Genomic DNA, 15,787 nt, shown 5'->3' on the forward strand with positions numbered 1-15,787 from the left:
TAAAAATCAATCATAAACGTTTAAAATGTCGTTATCTTCTCTTTTGCAGCGTTTTAGCGAGCCTGAAACGCTGAAAATGGCCAAGTTAGGCCGCGAACTGAGGGCCCAGGGGATTGATGTGATCGATCTGAGTCTGGGTGAACCCGATTTTGATACGCCCCAGCACATCAAGGAGGCTGCCATTAAGGCCATTCATGACAACTGGAGCCACTATTCACCGGTGCCCGGCTTTTTAGATGCCCGGGAGGCGGTTTGTACCAAGCTGAAAAGAGATAATAACCTGGATTACAAGCCGGAGCAGATCGTTATCTCTACCGGGGCCAAGCAAAGCCTGGCGAATGTGATCCTCGCATTGGTTGACGATGGAGAAGAGGTGATCATCCCCACTCCGTATTGGGTAACGTATTCCGAGCTGGTGAAAATTGCCCGGGGTAAGGTAGTGGAGATCCGGACAACGGTGGAGCAGAAGCTCAAGATCTCTGCAGCCGACCTGGAAAAAGCCATTACCCCCAATACCAAAGCCTTCCTGTTCTCTTCTCCCTGTAACCCTTCAGGGGCTGTTTACAGCCAGGAGGAGCTGGCCAGCCTGGTGGAAGTATTTAAAAAGCATCCGCAGGTCTACATCATTTCTGATGAGATCTATGAGTATATTAACTACGTAGGCAAGCATGAAAGCATCGCACAATTTGATGCCATCAAAGACCGGGTGATCGTTGTAAACGGGCTGGCAAAAGGGTTTGCCATGACCGGCTGGCGTATCGGGTACACGGCGTCGACCGTAGAAATTGCAAAAGGAATGGAAAAGCTGCAGGGGCAGATCACCAGCGGAACCAACACCATTGCGCAAAAGGCAACGGTAACGGCGCTGACCGCGGACCTTACAGCTTCCCTTGAAATGACAAACGAATTTACCCGAAGGAAAAAACGCGTGATGGAACTGATCAGCGATGTTCCGGGTATTACCTGTACCGAGCCGGATGGCGCTTTTTATATCTTCCCGGATATGAGCAGCTATTTTGGAAAGTCGGACGGGGAAACGGCGGTCAAAGATTCTGCGGATCTTTGTATGTATATCCTGAATAAGGCGCATGTATCGTCTGTAATGGGTGCCGCTTTTGGAGAGCCGAATTGTGTCCGCTTTTCCTTTGCGAACAGTCTCGAAAAGATTGAAGAGGGCTGGAGCCGCATCAAAAAGGCATTGGCGCAGTTGAAATAAATGAAATGACAGCTCGCTGCTGAAGATTAAGAAGGACGCCCGGAAACGGGGGTCCTTTATTTTTAGCGCAGAGCACCATTAGGTTCCAGGCGTCATCCGGGCCGGGTTCATTTTATTGCTCATGGACCAACGGCCGGGTTTAAGGTGCCTTCCGGTTGCCCCTGGATGATGAACGACAAAATGATGCTTGCTCCCAACTGCCGGTTGGCCACTGTTTTACGTGGGATTTTAGTAACTTTAAGGGCCGGATCTGAGAAAAAATTGGTCTATTTTCCTTACAAAAACATGAAAATTGTTCGTCCCTATGGTTTGCTTTTAATAGCAGGGTTGCTGCTTGTATGGGCTGCAGGCCGGGGTGCGTCCTTACCCCAGCCCGGCATGCCGGAAAGCGCTGACACAAGGGCGCTGCTGAACCGGCCGGACAGCAAAGCCAAAGTGGATTCGATCATCGCCTTCGTGGTGCGCCACCGGAAAAGCAACTTCATCGACACCCTGTTCAAGATAGGCTTTGAATTGGTAAAGCGGTTGCCGTATTACGAAGCGGAGCCCCGCCTGCTCGACGCTTACGGCGTTTATAACCGCGATTTTTCGAGGTATGCGCTGGCATTGGCCAATCATAAGGACAGCAGGGAGCTTGCCCGCAAAACAGGAGATGTCAGAACGGAGATCCATGCAACCAATAATATGGGAGTAGTGTACCGGCGGCTGGATGAGAACGGAAAGGCACTGACTCTTCATATGGAAGCATTGCGGCTTGCAGAAAAAGTAGGCGATGATTACAGTGCCAGTGTTTCACTCAACAGCATCGGTAATATCCACATTGTACTGGGCAATTATGAAGATGCCATTGTGTACTTCAGGAAGAGTTTGCCGATCGCCCAAAAAGCCCATAACCTGCTGGGGATGGCCATGAACTACAATAACATCGGTGAAGCCTATGAGTATATGGGAAAGCTTGATTCTGCGGACCTGTACTATAAACGATCACTGTTCTATAACAAAAAAATAAACAATCATAAAGGACTGGCCATCTGCTATAACTCTATTGGCAATGTATTGAAAAAACAAAACAAAGTGCATGAGGCGATCTTGTTGTTTGAAAGGGCAAAGCGGATCACCGATACATTGGGCGATGGATTGTACAGTGCCAATAACTATAATAACCTGGGAACTGCTTACCTGCTGCTGAAGCGGTATGACCAGGCCAAGAGCATGTTTTTCGATGCCCTGGAGATAGCGCGTAATATTGGCACGATGACGGAGATCAAAGCGGCTTATGAAGGCCTGATGAAAGCGAATGAGCGGACCCGGCATCTGGATTCAGCGTTGTTCTATAGCAAGCTGTTTAAAAAATACGGCGACAGCATTGTAACGGAGAGCAATAACCGGCATGTGCGGCAAATGGAAGTGATCTACGATACGGAGAAAGAAAAGGAGCGGATCGCGTTCCTGGAAGCCAACCGGAAAAAAGACAGCATTTTGCGGAAGAATGACCGTGTTTTTTTATTTGGGGCACTGATCCTGTTCCTGCTGATCCTCACCTCCGGCATCCTGTACTATTTACGGTACCGGCTGCTGGAGCGCAATAAGCGGCTGCGCCAGGAGCTGGAGATCCGCTCCCAGATCGCTTCGGATCTGCATGACGATATGGGATCTACATTAAGCAGCATCCATATTTTCAGCGAGCTGCTCCGGACCTCGGGCACCAATAAAGAAGAACTGCTTTCCAAAATAGAGGCGAATGCAAAAGATACGCTTGATGCCCTGGATGATATCATCTGGCTGGTAAAACCTTCTAACGATAAGTTCAGCAATCTGTGCCAGCATATCCGGGAATATGCCATCCCCATGTTCCAGTCGAAAGGGATCGAATTCGTCATCGACTTTCCCGAGTCTATTTCAGAGATCCCGTTGCCGATGGACACCCGCAGGAATATCTTTCTTATCGTAAAAGAAACTGTAAACAACCTGGTCAAGTATTCCCGGTGTACGGAGGCGTCTATTGTGGCCAGGGATGAAGATGCGGCGATCTTTTTTGCCGTAAAGGATAACGGGATCGGATTCGACGCGGACAAATCCACTGATCGCAACGGCGTAAAGAATATAAGATCCCGGGCGCAAAAGATCAATGCCCGGATCAAGATCACCACGGCCTGTGGCGAAGGAACGCTTGTGGAGTTCTGGGTAACCAAGGATAAACCGGTTTACGCGGATATGAGCAATCAGAAATGAACGGTATCTTTATTCAAATGAGCTTTATATGAAGGAACTTTTTTGTTTTCTATTTGTATTACTGACGATGAGAACCATGGCGCAGCTTCAATATCCCGTTACACAGAAGGAGACGGTTACAGACGACTATTTCGGAACCAAAGTAGCAGACCCGTACCGCTGGCTGGAAGATGACAACAGCGCGGAAACCAACGCATGGGTGCAGGCGCAGAACAAGCTAACCGATGCGTATCTTTCCACGATCCCTTACCGTACACAAATAAAGAGCAAGCTAGAGTCTTTATGGAATTACCCCAGGTCCGGGGCTCCCTTCAAAAAAGGCGATTACTATTATTTTTATAAGAACGACGGGCTGCAGAACCAGGCCGTCCTGTACCGGACAAATGAGCTCACCGTTGCTCCCGAGGTGTTTATTGATCCCAACACCTTAAGCAGCGAAGGCATTGCCGCGCTCAGTGGCCTGTCTTTTACAAAAGACGGCAAGCTTTGTGCCTATGCGGTATCAAAGGCCGGGAGCGACTGGAGCGAGATCTTTGTGATGAATACGGAAACAAAGACGCTGCTTACCGATAAGATCAACTGGACAAAGTTTGGAGGAGCTGCATGGAAAGGGAATGAGGGCTTTTATTACAGTGCATATGAGGCACCGGACGAACAATCAAAGCTGAGTAAAAAAAATGAATTTCAGAAGGTATTCTATCACAAGCTGGGTACTTCACAAAAAGAGGATGTCATCATTTACCAGGATAAAGAACATCCCCTCCGGTATTTTGGTGCCGGGCTTACAGAAGACCAGCGCTTCCTGGTCCTTAATGTGACCGAAGGCACCAGCGGCAGCGAGATCTGGTACCGGGACCTCAGGAACCCGGCCCAGCAGGATTTTGCCTTGCTCGTAAAGGGGTTTGATACGGAGTCGTCCGTTATAGAAAATAACGGCGGTCTGCTCTTGCTGCACACCAATTATCAGGCGCCCAACTACCGGGTGGTGGCGGTTGATCCCAAAAATCCCGCGAGGGAAAACTGGAAGACCCTGATCCCCGAGCAAAAGGAAGCGCTGCAGGGCGTGGGTACTGCCGGGGGCTATCTTTTTGCGAGCTATCTGAAAGATGCAGCGTCGAAGATTGTGCAATATGATTTTAACGGCCGGAAGATCCGGGATATTGAATTGCCGGGGATCGGCACTGCGGGCGGCTTCGGGGCTGAGAAAGAAGATAAGGACTTTTTTTACACGTATACTTCTTTTGCCACGCCGCCGGCCATTTATCAATACAACATCGCTGCAGGAACTTCTGCCTTGTATCAGAAAACAGCATTGCGTTTAAAAACTGATAACCTCGTAACGGAGCAGGTGTTCTTTAAAAGCAAAGACGGGCAACGGGTTCCGATGTTCCTGACCTATAAGAAGGGGTTGAAAAAAGACGGGAACAATCCTGTATTGCTATATGGTTATGGCGGGTTTAATATTCCGATGACGCCCGGCTTTAGCGTCAGCAATGCGTTCTTTGTGGAACAGGGCGGCATCTATGCCGTGGTGAACCTGAGAGGGGGCAGCGAATACGGGGAGGCCTGGCATAAGGCCGGAATGCTGCTGAACAAGCAAAATGTATTTGATGATTTTATCAGCGCTGCGGAATACCTGATCGAAAAAAAATATACCAACAAAAACAAAACGGCAATACGGGGCGGCAGCAATGGCGGATTGCTGGTGGGTGCGGTAATGACCCAGCGTCCGGACCTGTTTCAGGTAGCCATTCCCCAGGTTGGGGTGCTGGATATGCTGCGTTACCAGAAGTTTACGGTAGGGTGGGGATGGACGGTTGAGTATGGCAGCGCCGATTCGGCCGCTTATTTTCCGTACCTGTACAAATATTCGCCCTATCATAACCTGAAAAAAGGGACCAGCTACCCGGCTACGCTGATAACCACCGGTGATCATGATGATCGCGTAGTGCCGGCACATTCCTTTAAATTTGCAGCACGCTTGCAGGAATATCATCGGGGTACGAACCCGGTATTGATCCGTATTGAAACCAATGCAGGACATGGGGCAGGGAAACCCACGGGTAAGATCATCGAAGAGGCCGCAGATATATGGGCCTTTACCATGTACCACCTGGGAATGCAGTTTAAGGAGCAGCAGTAAGGCGCCGGCGGTGCTTTTTGTATCGTACTGCGTCTGCTTTTGCCGGCAGGCGGGTTATGGGGCACGGGTATTTTAAAAACGAAAAATAAATAATGGAGCAAACAAAAAAACCACTGATGCACGAGGATTGGGCTGTTGTAGTAATGGGAGGCCTTATCATTCTTCTTGCCCTTTCGGGGCTGGTAATCCCCGTTCCGGTCTATTCATGGAAGGACGGTACGGATCTTGCGACAACGGTTTTCTCTTCATCCAATCTCGCGGATATCGGAAAGCAACTGCTCATCGTATTCCCCGTAGCCGTCCTGGCGGCATTGTTGACCGGGAAGCCGGTGAAAAGCACGATCCCCATATTTGGGCTGATCTTTGTCATTACCCAGGTAGCCCTTGTGCTGGCTGGAAACCGGATGATGAATGATCTGAACCTGGAAGCGGTGATCTTCAGCCTTGCTCTTGGATTGATCATCGGAAATTTTTTCAGATTGCCCGGGTGGGTCCGTGAAGTGCTGAATGCAGAACTGTATGTAAAGATCGGCCTGGTATTGCTGGGATGCGCTGTTCTTTTTTCAAACATCATGAAAGCCGGCGGACTGGGACTTATACAGGCGCTTGTTGTGGTTTTATCGGTCTGGTATTTCGCATTCTGGCTCTGCCGTAAACTCAAAGTGGATGACGATCTGACGATGATGATCTCCAGCGCCGTATCCATTTGCGGTGTGTCGGCAGCCATTGCTACTTCCGGTGCGATCAAGGGGGATTCTAAAAAATTGTCCTATGTGATCTCCATGGTACTGGTTACGGCCGTACCGATGATGATCTTTATGCCTGTCATCGCCAATTATTTTCATTTTCCTGAACGTGTAACGGGGGCCTGGCTGGGTGGCAGCATCGATACTTCCGGTGCTGTAGTGGCTTCGGGCTCATTGGTGGGGGAGGAAGCACTCAAGATCAGCACCATTGTGAAGTTTTCGCAGAATGTATTGCTGGGCATCGCCGCATTTGCCATCTCTGTATATTGGACCTATACCAAAAGCACCACTACCGGAACGCATGAAAAGCCAACATTGCGCGTGATCTGGCAGCGGTTCCCAAAGTTTATACTGGGGTTCATAGGAGCTTCGCTGTTATTTTCATTCTTGGTGACCCCGGAAGTAACCGCTTCTGTAAAGAGTGGGCTGAAGAGTATCCAGGGGCTTTGGTTTGGACTGGCGTTTACCAGTATCGGCCTGGAAACAAGGTTTGCCGACCTGTTTAAAAATAACAGCCGCAAACCGCTGTGGGCATTTTTAATAGCCCAGTCGTTCAATGTGATCCTCACGCTGATCATTGCATTCATACTTTTCGGATAAGTGCGGCGGATCCGGCGGCGTTTCAGATGATAGCTCCGGTGCAGGGGCATGAATTTGCGGTAACCCCTTTTAGAGCTGCAGGGTCAGTTTTAAACGGCCCCCAAGCCCGGTCTGAATGATTTCCATCAGGGTAGAGAGCCGGATATCGCCGGCATTATAGTTAAGTTGACTGGTTAGACAACATTTTGCAAATTTTATTTTCATAACATGGCCAACGGCTCCTGTATTTGTTTCAGTTCTTCCGTTTTAAACGGGGGCTGTTTTTGCCTGCCCGGCGGCATTGAGATGGCGGGATGATCTGGCAGGTACGCATTGCACCGGTCGCTGCGTTCTGTCGATAAGAGCGTGTGGCCTGCCTTGCCGTTTTTGTACCAGGGGGCTGCAAAAAAAATCCCGGCGATCATTGCCGGGATGGAAATATGGTTGGAGACTGTATGTTCTTTTATTTTCCTGAATCCGGTTTTGCCGGTTGAGGGGCTGTTTGGGTGGCAGGCTGCTGCACACCGTTGTTAAACGGAATGGCAGGGGCCTGGGGTTGTGCCTGCTGTACAGGCTGGGTGCTTATATCCTGTAACCGTCCGTTTGTTGCGGCGCCTACTTTGGAACCGGAAACAAAGAACGTTGAGAACAAACACAATACAGCGATCACAGCAGCGAAGATCCAGGTGCCTTTTTCCAGCACGTCTTTGGTTTGCTTCACTCCCATAAACTGGCTGCTCACGCCTCCAAAAGTACCGGTCAGGCCGCCTCCTTTGGGGTTTTGGATCAGGATGATAAAACTTAAAATAGCACAAACCAATATGATCAATATTACAAATAGCGTTGTTAACATGAATTATTTCTTTAGATGTTCAATTTTCGCTGCAAAATAAGCTCTTTTAGAGGGATTTAGCAAACTTAATTTTTGATAGATCTCAATGGCTTTTACTTTATTCCCCTGTTTGGCCCAAACTTCGGCCATCGCAGCGGTTTCTTCGTTTTCCCCGTTTAGCGATTTTGCCGCCATTTTTTCGATAACTGCTTCATTTGTAGCGCTGATCCGGATCCCTGAAGTTGCATCCGGAAGCCGGCGCATTTCCCGGAGCCAGGATGTAAAGCTTTTTAACTGGCTTCCAAAATGATCGGCGGAGCCGCTTTCATCGGCCAGTTTAATGCCCTGGGATGCAAAGTAGTCCACCGTATAATAGGGGGTAAACAGCATGCCGGCTTTTGCCGCATCCAAAGGCTCCAGTTTCAGACCCGGTATGACAGGAAGCGCTGCTGCATCACCGGTCCCTGCTGCTTCATCAGCCTCCCGCACGGGAGCATTGTTTTCTGCAGCAATAACAACAGGCGGCTGCCCTGCTGCCGGTTTGTATCCTGCAAAGAACTGGTATTGCAGCAACAAGGGGTCTTTAAAATAAAGCAGGGTCTTTTGCCATTGGTCTGCAAACCCATCGTCCTGCGCTTCCTTCAGGCGTGCCGCCAGCAGCAGCTGAAGGGCCGGGGCATAAGGGTATCGCTGCACCATCTGTTGCAGGTCAGCAACCGGCATCGGGTGGTGGTGCTCGGGAAACGCAGCAAAGGCAATCGAATGGATAAAATGATTCATAGTTTACCAGTTGGAAAATATCCGGTTAAAAATATCATCGGAAAGACTTCTCAGCATTTCCGTTTTCAGTCCCTGCTCCGCCTGCTGAAGGGCCAGCGTTCCATCGTAGTCAAAACTGCGGGTTACATCGTACTTGTTTATTTTTTGTGAATGATTGTCCCGTACATCTATGTGCACACCCACGTTCAGGCGGTTGGTATTGGCCCGCTGGTTGGAGATACCGGAGGTGGAGAAGGAATAGGACGTAATGGTACAGTTGATATCCCAATCCGCGTCATCGCTGTTGTTTGTCTGCCTCAGGCGGGTCTGGCTGGTTATTTTCCGTTTCAGGCTCTCCGTCAGCTCGGGCGCCAGCTGCGGGTTTACATAGGAGGCCTTATTCTGAATGATGCCTACGCGTACTACTTTAATGGTATCCGGTATGCTTACATCTTTGAACTTATAAATGCCGCAACCGCTTTGGGCAAATGCCAGCACCAGTACTGCCAATACTGCCAGCACTGCAAAAAAGGTCTTATAATTCTTCAATGTCATATTCTTTTAGTTTTCTGTAAAGCGTACGTTCGCTGATCCCCAGGTCCAGGGATGCATCTTTTCTTTTTCCTTTGTGTTTTTTCAGGGCTTTGATGATCAGCTCTTTTTCCTTTTCCATGATGTTAAGACTTTCGTCTACTTCCTCGTGCTCGTCAATCGAATTGTCTACGATCACCGGAGCTGATGACGGCGGCATGGAGAGCTGCACCGGTTGATAGGTGGCGGCAGGGGCCGGCAGGTATCCGGAGTCGTGCCCGTTGCTGAGATCTTTCAGCTCATTGATCAGGGAAGGGTTCTGGGCGGCAACGGACGGGTTCTGCAGTACTTCGAGGAACATCCGTTTGAGTTCATTGACATCTTTTTTCATATCGAAAAAGAGTTTGTAAAGGATCTCCCGTTCGTTTTGAAATTCGTTTTGATGCTGTGCGGTGGATACGGCCGGCAGGCGGTTGTTGGAATAGGGCTGCAGGTAGCGGCCGAGCGCTTTGGCCGAGATCTGCTTGTTCTCCGACAGTACCGATATCTGCTCCGCAATATTTTTTAATTCCCGGATATTGCCGGGCCAGGGGTATTCCAGCAGCAGGTTTTTGGCGTCTTCGTCCAGCTGCACCGACTGCGTTTTATATTTATCTGCAAAGTCCGCGGCAAATTTCCGGAAGAGCAGAACGATGTCTTCTCTCCGGCCGGACAGCGAGGGCACTCTTATGGGAACGGTGCTTAGCCGGTAGTAAAGGTCTTCCCTGAACTTATTTTGTTCTACCAGTTTGAGCAGGTCTTTATTGGTTGCAGCGATCACCCGCACATCTGTTTTCTGCACTTTACTGGAGCCTACACGGATATATTCCCCTGCTTCCAAAACCCGCAAAAGCCGGGCCTGGGTACCCAGGGGCATTTCCCCGATCTCGTCCAGGAAAATGGTGCCGCCGTTCACCGTTTCAAAATAACCTTTGCGCGCATCTACGGCCCCCGTAAAGGAGCCCTTTTCATGGCCAAAGAGTTCGGAATCGATCGTACCCTCCGGGATGGCACCACAGTTGACGGCGATGAAAGGATTGTGTTTTCTTGAGGAGAGCGAATGGATGATGGAGGAGAAGGCTTCCTTACCTACTCCGCTGTCACCAATGATCAGCACGGTAAGATCCGTGTTGGCCACCTGGACCGCTACCTGCAGCGCATAGTTCAGCTCCGGTGAGTTGCCGATGATGTTAAAGCGGTTCTTTATTGATTGTAAATCCAAGATTTTAGAAATTTAATAAAAGTTATTTATCGTAATAATAGCCAATGGCCTGAATGATCTCAACAGTAACGGTCGCTTCCCTGACCTCATATATCTCTGTCGCCTTTTTTTCAAATGTTCGATGTCGGCGATGGCGTCTTCTGTAAAACCTAAATTGTAACCCATATTCCCCAAAGATCTTTTAAATCCTTATGATACCTCTTGCTACCAGTTCCTCCTTCCGGCCTGTTATTTCCCGTGCCCTGTTTGATCCCTGTTTATACGATCGTTCCAAATAATGTTGCCTGGGTACAATCATCGATCCTCACCAGCACATAATCGCCTTTTTTATGAGCCGCATTCTCCTGTTTGGAAAAGATCACCACTTTGTTCTGGGAGTTGCGGCCTACCCATTGCTCACTGCTGCGCTTGCTGTCGCCATCGATCAGCACTTTATAGGGTTTACCGATATCCTTTTTATAATCGTTTAGCGACAGCTGGTTTTGTTTTTCGATGATCTCCTGCAGCCGTTTCTTTTTCAGCTCCAGCGGAATATCATCTTTATACCGGCGTTGTGCCAGTGTGCCGGGCCGTTCGCTATAATAGAACATATACCCGTATACGTAGTTGCTGTAATCCATGATGGACAGGGTATCCTGGTGATCCTGATCGGTTTCCGAGCAAAAGCCGGCAATGATGTCGGATGTGATGCTGCAATCCGGCAGGAGCTCCCGGATCCGGTCTACTTTCTTCATGTACCATTCGCGGGTATACGTACGGTTCATCAGCTGCAGCACGCGTGTGGAGCCGCTTTGGACGGGGAGGTGGATGCACTTGCAGATGTTTTCGTATGCGGCCATGGTATGCAGTACATCATCGGTAATGTCTTTGGGGTGCGAAGTGGAAAACCGTACCCTTAATTCGGGGGAGATCAGTGCCACCTGCTCCAGCAGGGTTGCAAAACTTACGGCATCGGCCTCCGTTCCGCTCCCGGGAATATAATGATACGAATCTACATTTTGCCCCAGCAGGGTAACCTCCTTATATCCTTTGTCAAAAAGATCCCGGCACTCGTTGATGATGCTTTCTGCATCGCGGCTGCGCTCCCGGCCTCTTGTGAATGGTACCACACAAAAAGAGCACATATTGTTACAGCCGCGCATGATGCTGACAAATGCGCTGACGCCATTGCTGTTCAGGCGCACAGGCGCGATATCGGCATAGGTCTCTTCGCGGCTCAGCAGCACATTTACACTTTTTTGCCCGTCATTGGCTTCATTTACCAGGCGGGGAAGGCTGCGGTAGGCATCCGGCCCTACCACGATATCTACCAGCTTTTCTTCCTCAAGAAACTTTGATTTGAGGCGTTCCGCCATACATCCCAATACGCCAATAAGAGTACCGGGCCGGCCTGTTTTCAGTCTTTTGAAGTCGGTAAGCCGTTTGCGAACGGTTTGCTCGGCCTTTTCACGGATCGAGCAGGTATTGATAAAGATAAGATCCGCCTCTTCCACATTACGGGTGGCCCCAAAGCCTTCCTTGTTTAAAATGGCCGCAACCACCTCGCTGTCTGCAAAATTCATCTGGCAGCCATAGCTTTCAATATAAAACCGTTTCCGGTAGCTGTTAGGGTCATCTTTAAAGGGTGCAAACTGTTCTCCCTGACGTGCCTCGTCGTGCACCTTTGCTGTGGCTAAATCTAACATACTGTATTCGTTCTTATGAAATTGCAAAGATAGGTAAATCTGTTGGTTGTATGACAGTATGGCAGGGATGAAATGTTAATTTTGGGCATGGAACTACCGGCGCCCGCTTTCAGTATGTGCGATGGCCCGCCGTTTGGATCCCATGGCTGGCCGTAGCCCGATCCTCAGACCTTCCCTTTAGAACTCCTTGGGCAGGAACAATTTATATTTTTCCAGGATCTTTCCGTTGGCGTAGAGCTCAAAGTTGATATACCCCGCTTTATAAAAATAGGACCGGTCCAGCTTAAACCGTTTCTCCCTGACGTCTTTCAGCTCAAACAGCGGCTGGTAATTTTCGTTAAAGAACTTAATGTCATATTTCCGGGAATCCATCGGCAGCTCCACACGCACGTAGCGGTCCGGGGTCATAAAGATATACTTCGACTGCACAAACCCCGCCGGAAGAAAATCGGCCGTTTGGGAAGGCGGGTTGTTATTGGGGTTTACGTCGTTATAGGAGCCTGCCACTCCGGAGGTATCGACCATCGGACGTTTCGCCTTCGTCATTACATACCGGGCCCCGTCCAGCAATACATATACCCGGTAATACATGCTGTCATTTGGAGGATTCGGATCCGAAACCCCATTGTCTTTCAGGTTGGGGTCGGGCGGTGCGCCAATGGACTGAAAATACCGGCTGCTGTCGTACGAGCGCTGCACGGAGATCATCTTTACCGAGGGGAAATTATGCGTCCAGGAAACTACAACACGCTTGCCTACTTTGATTACCGAAAAATCTTTGGGAAGGTCTTCCTGGCCAAACGAAAAATTGCTGATTACAGATCCGATCAAGAGTAACAAAACTATTTTTTTCATATCCTGTGCGCGGTCTCTTCTGTTTTTTTGATTCAAACAAAGATAGGGCCGCCGGCCGGAATCCTTAAAAAATTAACGTTCCTTTTGGCAGCGAGCGATTTCCCTGCAACCCGCCGCTATGGATCACCAGTACATTGCGGCTGTTTTTAAGATCCTCCTCCAGCAGGGCCTTTACCCCGTAAAAAAGCTTGGCGGTGTACACAAAGTCGGTAGGGATCCCGGTTTGATCATACAGCTCATTCATAAAACGAATGAGCCGGGTATTGTATTTTGCATAGCCTCCAAAATGAAAGTCGGGGTTGAGGAAGTAGGGCCGATGGTCCTCCGGAAGGAGCGCATCGATTTCCTGCGTGATGCTTTTGTGATTTTTTAAGACACTGAAGCCGGTTACCGCAGTGCTGCCGGCTGCCGGCTGCAGCAGCCCGGCCAGCATGGTACCGGTACCAACGGCACAGCAGATATGGTCAAACGGTCCGGGGGGAACCGGGATGGTAGCGGCGCCCTGCATCCCCAATATGCCGTAACCACCTTCGGGGATCACCAGCCAGTCGTCGCCGGCAAACGGTGCCGGAAGCTGTTTTTGCTGATAGGCTCCGCGTGTAATAAAATGCAGCTCCATGCCCCGGGTTGCGGCATCCGTAAGGGTTTGGGAATAGAGCCGGGGCGCTTCGCCACGAATGATGCCGGCACAGCGGATGCCCTCCAGCCTGCAGGCCGCAGCAGTGGCCAGAATGTGGTTGGAGTAGGCTCCTCCAAATGTAACAATGCTTTTACCCTGCGTTCTGGCGGCTTCAAGGTAAAAGCGCAGTTTGTACCATTTATTGCCGCTGATCAGCGGGTGTACCCGGTCAAGCCGGAGCACATGCACCTTTGTGGTGGCATTGCCCAGCCAGGGTACAGGCATTAAAGTGGCTAAATCTTCCTGAATTGCTTCCATCGCTGCGATAATCCGGTGTGCCGGTCCGATACATCGGATGGCTAATTTACCTATTTTTGAGATCTCGTTAAGTAAATATATCAATCCGATAGAAGACGTAAAAAAAAATTGAATGAAACCAACATTAGTGATCTTAGCTGCCGGTATGGCATCCCGTTACGGAAGTATGAAACAGGTGGAGGCCTTTGGCCCTTCAGGAGAAACCATTATGGATTATTCCATCGCCGATGCCATCAAGGCCGGCTTTGGTAAAATTGTTTTTTTGATCCGGAAGCAGTTTGAAGCCAATTTCCGGGAACTGTTTGCCTCCAAGCTGGATGGTAAGGTGAATTATGAATTTGCTTTCCAGGAGCTGGATATGTTCCTCGATGGAGCGGAAATACCGGCAGAACGCACCAAGCCCTGGGGAACCGGCCATGCGGTACTGAGCACACAAACAGTAGTGGACGAGCCGTTTGCGGTGATCAACGCCGATGATTTTTATGGTGCGGATGCCTTTAAAAAAGCATATACGTTTCTGACCACAGGCGTTGATGAAAAAACGTACGCAGTTGTCGGATACAATATCATGAATACCCTGTCGGACCACGGCACGGTGAACAGGGGCGTGTGCGGACTGGATGCGAAAGGCAACCTGCAAAGTGTTGTAGAGCGGTATAATATTGCGGCAAACGGAGAGGTGGTTGTTTCTGACGATGGCCTGGAACCCCGGGAACTTCCCAAAGACACTACGGTTTCTATGAATTTCTGGTGCTTTCATCCCTCCATCTATGAATGGTATGCGGTACAGTTCAAAGAATTTATAAAAGAATACCTGAACGTTCCCAAATCGGAGTTCCTGATCCCGGCAGTTGTGGATCATTTTATCAAAGAAGGAGGCGTGGTTAAAGTGATCAAGACCGACGCGCCCTGGTTTGGAGTTACCTACAAAGAAGATGCGCCTGCGGTACAAAAGCAACTGAATGACCTGATCGGGAAGGGGGAATACAGCAATAATCTCTGGGGGTAGCCGGTCCCTGGTGAGCATTCATATTGGAGCGGTTGTATCAAAAGGCGTTTTATTGCGCATTGCTGTTCTGAATTTCGGCCCCCGGACGGGCGTTCAGGATCCATTGACGGATAACCATTTTAGAAACCGGAACGATCCCGGTTGTTATCGGAACGGCAGGGCAATGCGGACTTTTGATATAACCCTTTTTTGTGTGCTGATCGGCGCAAACACGACGGGGGTAGCTGTTCACATTACGGGCATGGAAGACAAGGGGGATTGCCGGAGACCTATGGAGAAACAATCGGAAAGGCAGGTAAGGGGCTATTGCATAAAATTCAGCATGCTGAAAGATAGAAATACTTGATATGCCTGAAGCCGCGGTACCGGGCGGGATTGAGCAGGCCGTCAACAATAAAAAGTAAAAAAAATATGGGGAAAGTAATTTCATTTATGCATGTTTCGCTTGACGGTTTTGTAGCCGGTCCAAACGGAGAACTCAACTGGGCTAAGGTGGATGAAGAACTCTTTGACTATGTTGGTAAGCGGATAAGCGAAGGCGACACTGCATTATATGGACGGGTCACCTATCAGATGATGGAAAGTTACTGGCCTTCCGCAGGAGACAAACCAACAGCGACCAAGCACGATATTGAACATTCAAAATGGTATAAGGATGTTCATAAAGTTGTTTTATCAAAAACAATGAAGGATGCTGCATTGACGAACACGACAATTATCAGCGACAATATTTCAGACGGTATACATGCAATAAAACAAAAATCGGATAAGGACATCTTGCTTTTTGGCAGTCCGACAGCAACACATGCACTTATACAACAGGACTTAATTGACGGCTACTGGTTATTCGTTAATCCGGTCATCCTCGGACGGGGCATTCCGTTGTTTACGGATATCAGCGGCCCCATAAAACTAAAATTGTTGTCAACTACACGGCAATTTTCCAGTGGCGTAACTGAATTGAATTATGAAGTAGACAGATCATGATAACGGACGGATAGC

Annotated in this window: 13 protein-coding genes; 6 read left to right on the top strand and 7 right to left on the bottom strand. The window is 49.3% G+C overall.

Annotation, left to right across the window (positions count from 1 at the left end; all coding sequences use genetic code 11):
- Positions 1-25 precede the first annotated feature (25 nt).
- The 4 genes from B160_RS0108245 to B160_RS0108260 all read left to right on the top strand — a co-directional run bounded on the left by B160_RS0108245 (position 26) and on the right by B160_RS0108260 (position 6,937).
- Positions 26-1,216: a pyridoxal phosphate-dependent aminotransferase gene (locus B160_RS0108245; protein WP_026309629.1), complete on the top strand. Its 1,191-nt coding sequence runs from the start codon at positions 26-28 to the stop codon at positions 1,214-1,216.
- Between the two features lie 285 nt (positions 1,217-1,501).
- Positions 1,502-3,448, top strand: coding sequence for a tetratricopeptide repeat-containing sensor histidine kinase (locus B160_RS0108250; protein ID WP_157557961.1), 1,947 nt, complete (start codon positions 1,502-1,504; stop codon positions 3,446-3,448).
- Positions 3,449-3,476: 28 nt separating this feature from the next.
- On the top strand, positions 3,477-5,591 hold the full coding sequence (locus tag B160_RS0108255) for a prolyl oligopeptidase family serine peptidase (protein ID WP_018627427.1): 2,115 nt from the start codon (positions 3,477-3,479) through the stop codon (positions 5,589-5,591).
- Between the two features lie 92 nt (positions 5,592-5,683).
- Positions 5,684-6,937 (top strand): YeiH family protein, encoded by a 1,254-nt coding sequence (locus B160_RS0108260; protein WP_018627428.1) that lies wholly within the window; start codon positions 5,684-5,686, stop codon positions 6,935-6,937.
- A gap of 442 nt (positions 6,938-7,379) precedes the next feature.
- Here the strand turns inward: B160_RS0108260 and secG are convergent, their stop codons facing one another.
- From secG to B160_RS0108305, 7 genes are all read right to left on the bottom strand, one after another.
- Positions 7,380-7,769: a preprotein translocase subunit SecG gene (gene secG, locus B160_RS0108275; protein WP_018627431.1), complete on the bottom strand. Its 390-nt coding sequence runs from the start codon at positions 7,767-7,769 to the stop codon at positions 7,380-7,382.
- Positions 7,770-7,772: 3 nt separating this feature from the next.
- Positions 7,773-8,528, bottom strand: coding sequence for a hypothetical protein (locus B160_RS0108280; protein WP_018627432.1), 756 nt, complete (start codon positions 8,526-8,528; stop codon positions 7,773-7,775).
- 3 nt (positions 8,529-8,531) lie between these two features.
- Positions 8,532-9,062, bottom strand: a complete 531-nt coding sequence (gene lptE / locus B160_RS0108285) for an LPS assembly lipoprotein LptE (RefSeq protein ID WP_018627433.1) — start codon at positions 9,060-9,062, stop codon at positions 8,532-8,534.
- Positions 9,043-10,299, bottom strand: a complete 1,257-nt coding sequence (locus B160_RS0108290; RefSeq protein ID WP_018627434.1) for a sigma-54 interaction domain-containing protein — start codon at positions 10,297-10,299, stop codon at positions 9,043-9,045. Before B160_RS0108290 ends, lptE begins: the two co-directional genes overlap by 20 nt.
- Positions 10,300-10,556: 257 nt before the next feature.
- Positions 10,557-11,984, bottom strand: coding sequence for a tRNA (N6-isopentenyl adenosine(37)-C2)-methylthiotransferase MiaB (gene miaB / locus B160_RS0108295; protein WP_018627435.1), 1,428 nt, complete (start codon positions 11,982-11,984; stop codon positions 10,557-10,559).
- 177 nt (positions 11,985-12,161) lie between these two features.
- A complete protein-coding gene (locus tag B160_RS0108300) occupies positions 12,162-12,815 on the bottom strand; it encodes a hypothetical protein (protein WP_245562169.1) in 654 nt (217 codons plus the stop codon).
- Positions 12,816-12,903: 88 nt separating this feature from the next.
- Positions 12,904-13,776 carry a 1-aminocyclopropane-1-carboxylate deaminase/D-cysteine desulfhydrase gene (locus B160_RS0108305; protein ID WP_157557962.1) on the bottom strand — a complete coding sequence of 291 codons (873 nt, stop codon included), beginning with the start codon at positions 13,774-13,776 and terminating at the stop codon, positions 12,904-12,906.
- A 112-nt stretch (positions 13,777-13,888) separates the two neighbouring features.
- Here B160_RS0108305 and B160_RS0108310 point away from each other — a divergent pair, with 112 nt between their 5' ends.
- Together B160_RS0108310 and B160_RS0108320 are read left to right on the top strand one after the other, a co-directional pair.
- Positions 13,889-14,785, top strand: coding sequence for a sugar phosphate nucleotidyltransferase (locus tag B160_RS0108310; protein ID WP_018627438.1), 897 nt, complete (start codon positions 13,889-13,891; stop codon positions 14,783-14,785).
- A gap of 411 nt (positions 14,786-15,196) precedes the next feature.
- The gene (locus B160_RS0108320; protein ID WP_026309630.1) at positions 15,197-15,772 is read left to right on the top strand and encodes a dihydrofolate reductase family protein; all 576 of its coding nucleotides are present in this window, start codon (positions 15,197-15,199) and stop codon (positions 15,770-15,772) included.
- The last annotated feature ends 15 nt before the right edge of the window (positions 15,773-15,787 follow it).

Source organism: Niabella aurantiaca DSM 17617 (assembly GCF_000374125.1).
In the GTDB taxonomy this organism is placed as follows: domain Bacteria; phylum Bacteroidota; class Bacteroidia; order Chitinophagales; family Chitinophagaceae; genus Niabella; species Niabella aurantiaca.

Bases quoted from the DNA above. Each gene is read 5' to 3' on its own strand.
- B160_RS0108245 (WP_026309629.1), top strand. From the start codon at position 26: ATGTCGTTATCTTCTCTTTTGCAGCGTTTTAGCGAGCCTGAAACGCTG.
- B160_RS0108250 (WP_157557961.1), top strand. From the start codon at position 1,502: ATGAAAATTGTTCGTCCCTATGGTTTGCTTTTAATAGCAGGGTTGCTG.
- B160_RS0108255 (WP_018627427.1), top strand. From the start codon at position 3,477: ATGAAGGAACTTTTTTGTTTTCTATTTGTATTACTGACGATGAGAACC.
- B160_RS0108260 (WP_018627428.1), top strand. From the start codon at position 5,684: ATGGAGCAAACAAAAAAACCACTGATGCACGAGGATTGGGCTGTTGTA.
- secG (WP_018627431.1), bottom strand. From the start codon at position 7,769: ATGTTAACAACGCTATTTGTAATATTGATCATATTGGTTTGTGCTATT.
- B160_RS0108280 (WP_018627432.1), bottom strand. From the start codon at position 8,528: ATGAATCATTTTATCCATTCGATTGCCTTTGCTGCGTTTCCCGAGCAC.
- lptE (WP_018627433.1), bottom strand. From the start codon at position 9,062: ATGACATTGAAGAATTATAAGACCTTTTTTGCAGTGCTGGCAGTATTG.
- miaB (WP_018627435.1), bottom strand. From the start codon at position 11,984: ATGTTAGATTTAGCCACAGCAAAGGTGCACGACGAGGCACGTCAGGGA.
- B160_RS0108305 (WP_157557962.1), bottom strand. From the start codon at position 13,776: ATGGAAGCAATTCAGGAAGATTTAGCCACTTTAATGCCTGTACCCTGG.
- B160_RS0108310 (WP_018627438.1), top strand. From the start codon at position 13,889: ATGAAACCAACATTAGTGATCTTAGCTGCCGGTATGGCATCCCGTTAC.
- B160_RS0108320 (WP_026309630.1), top strand. From the start codon at position 15,197: ATGGGGAAAGTAATTTCATTTATGCATGTTTCGCTTGACGGTTTTGTA.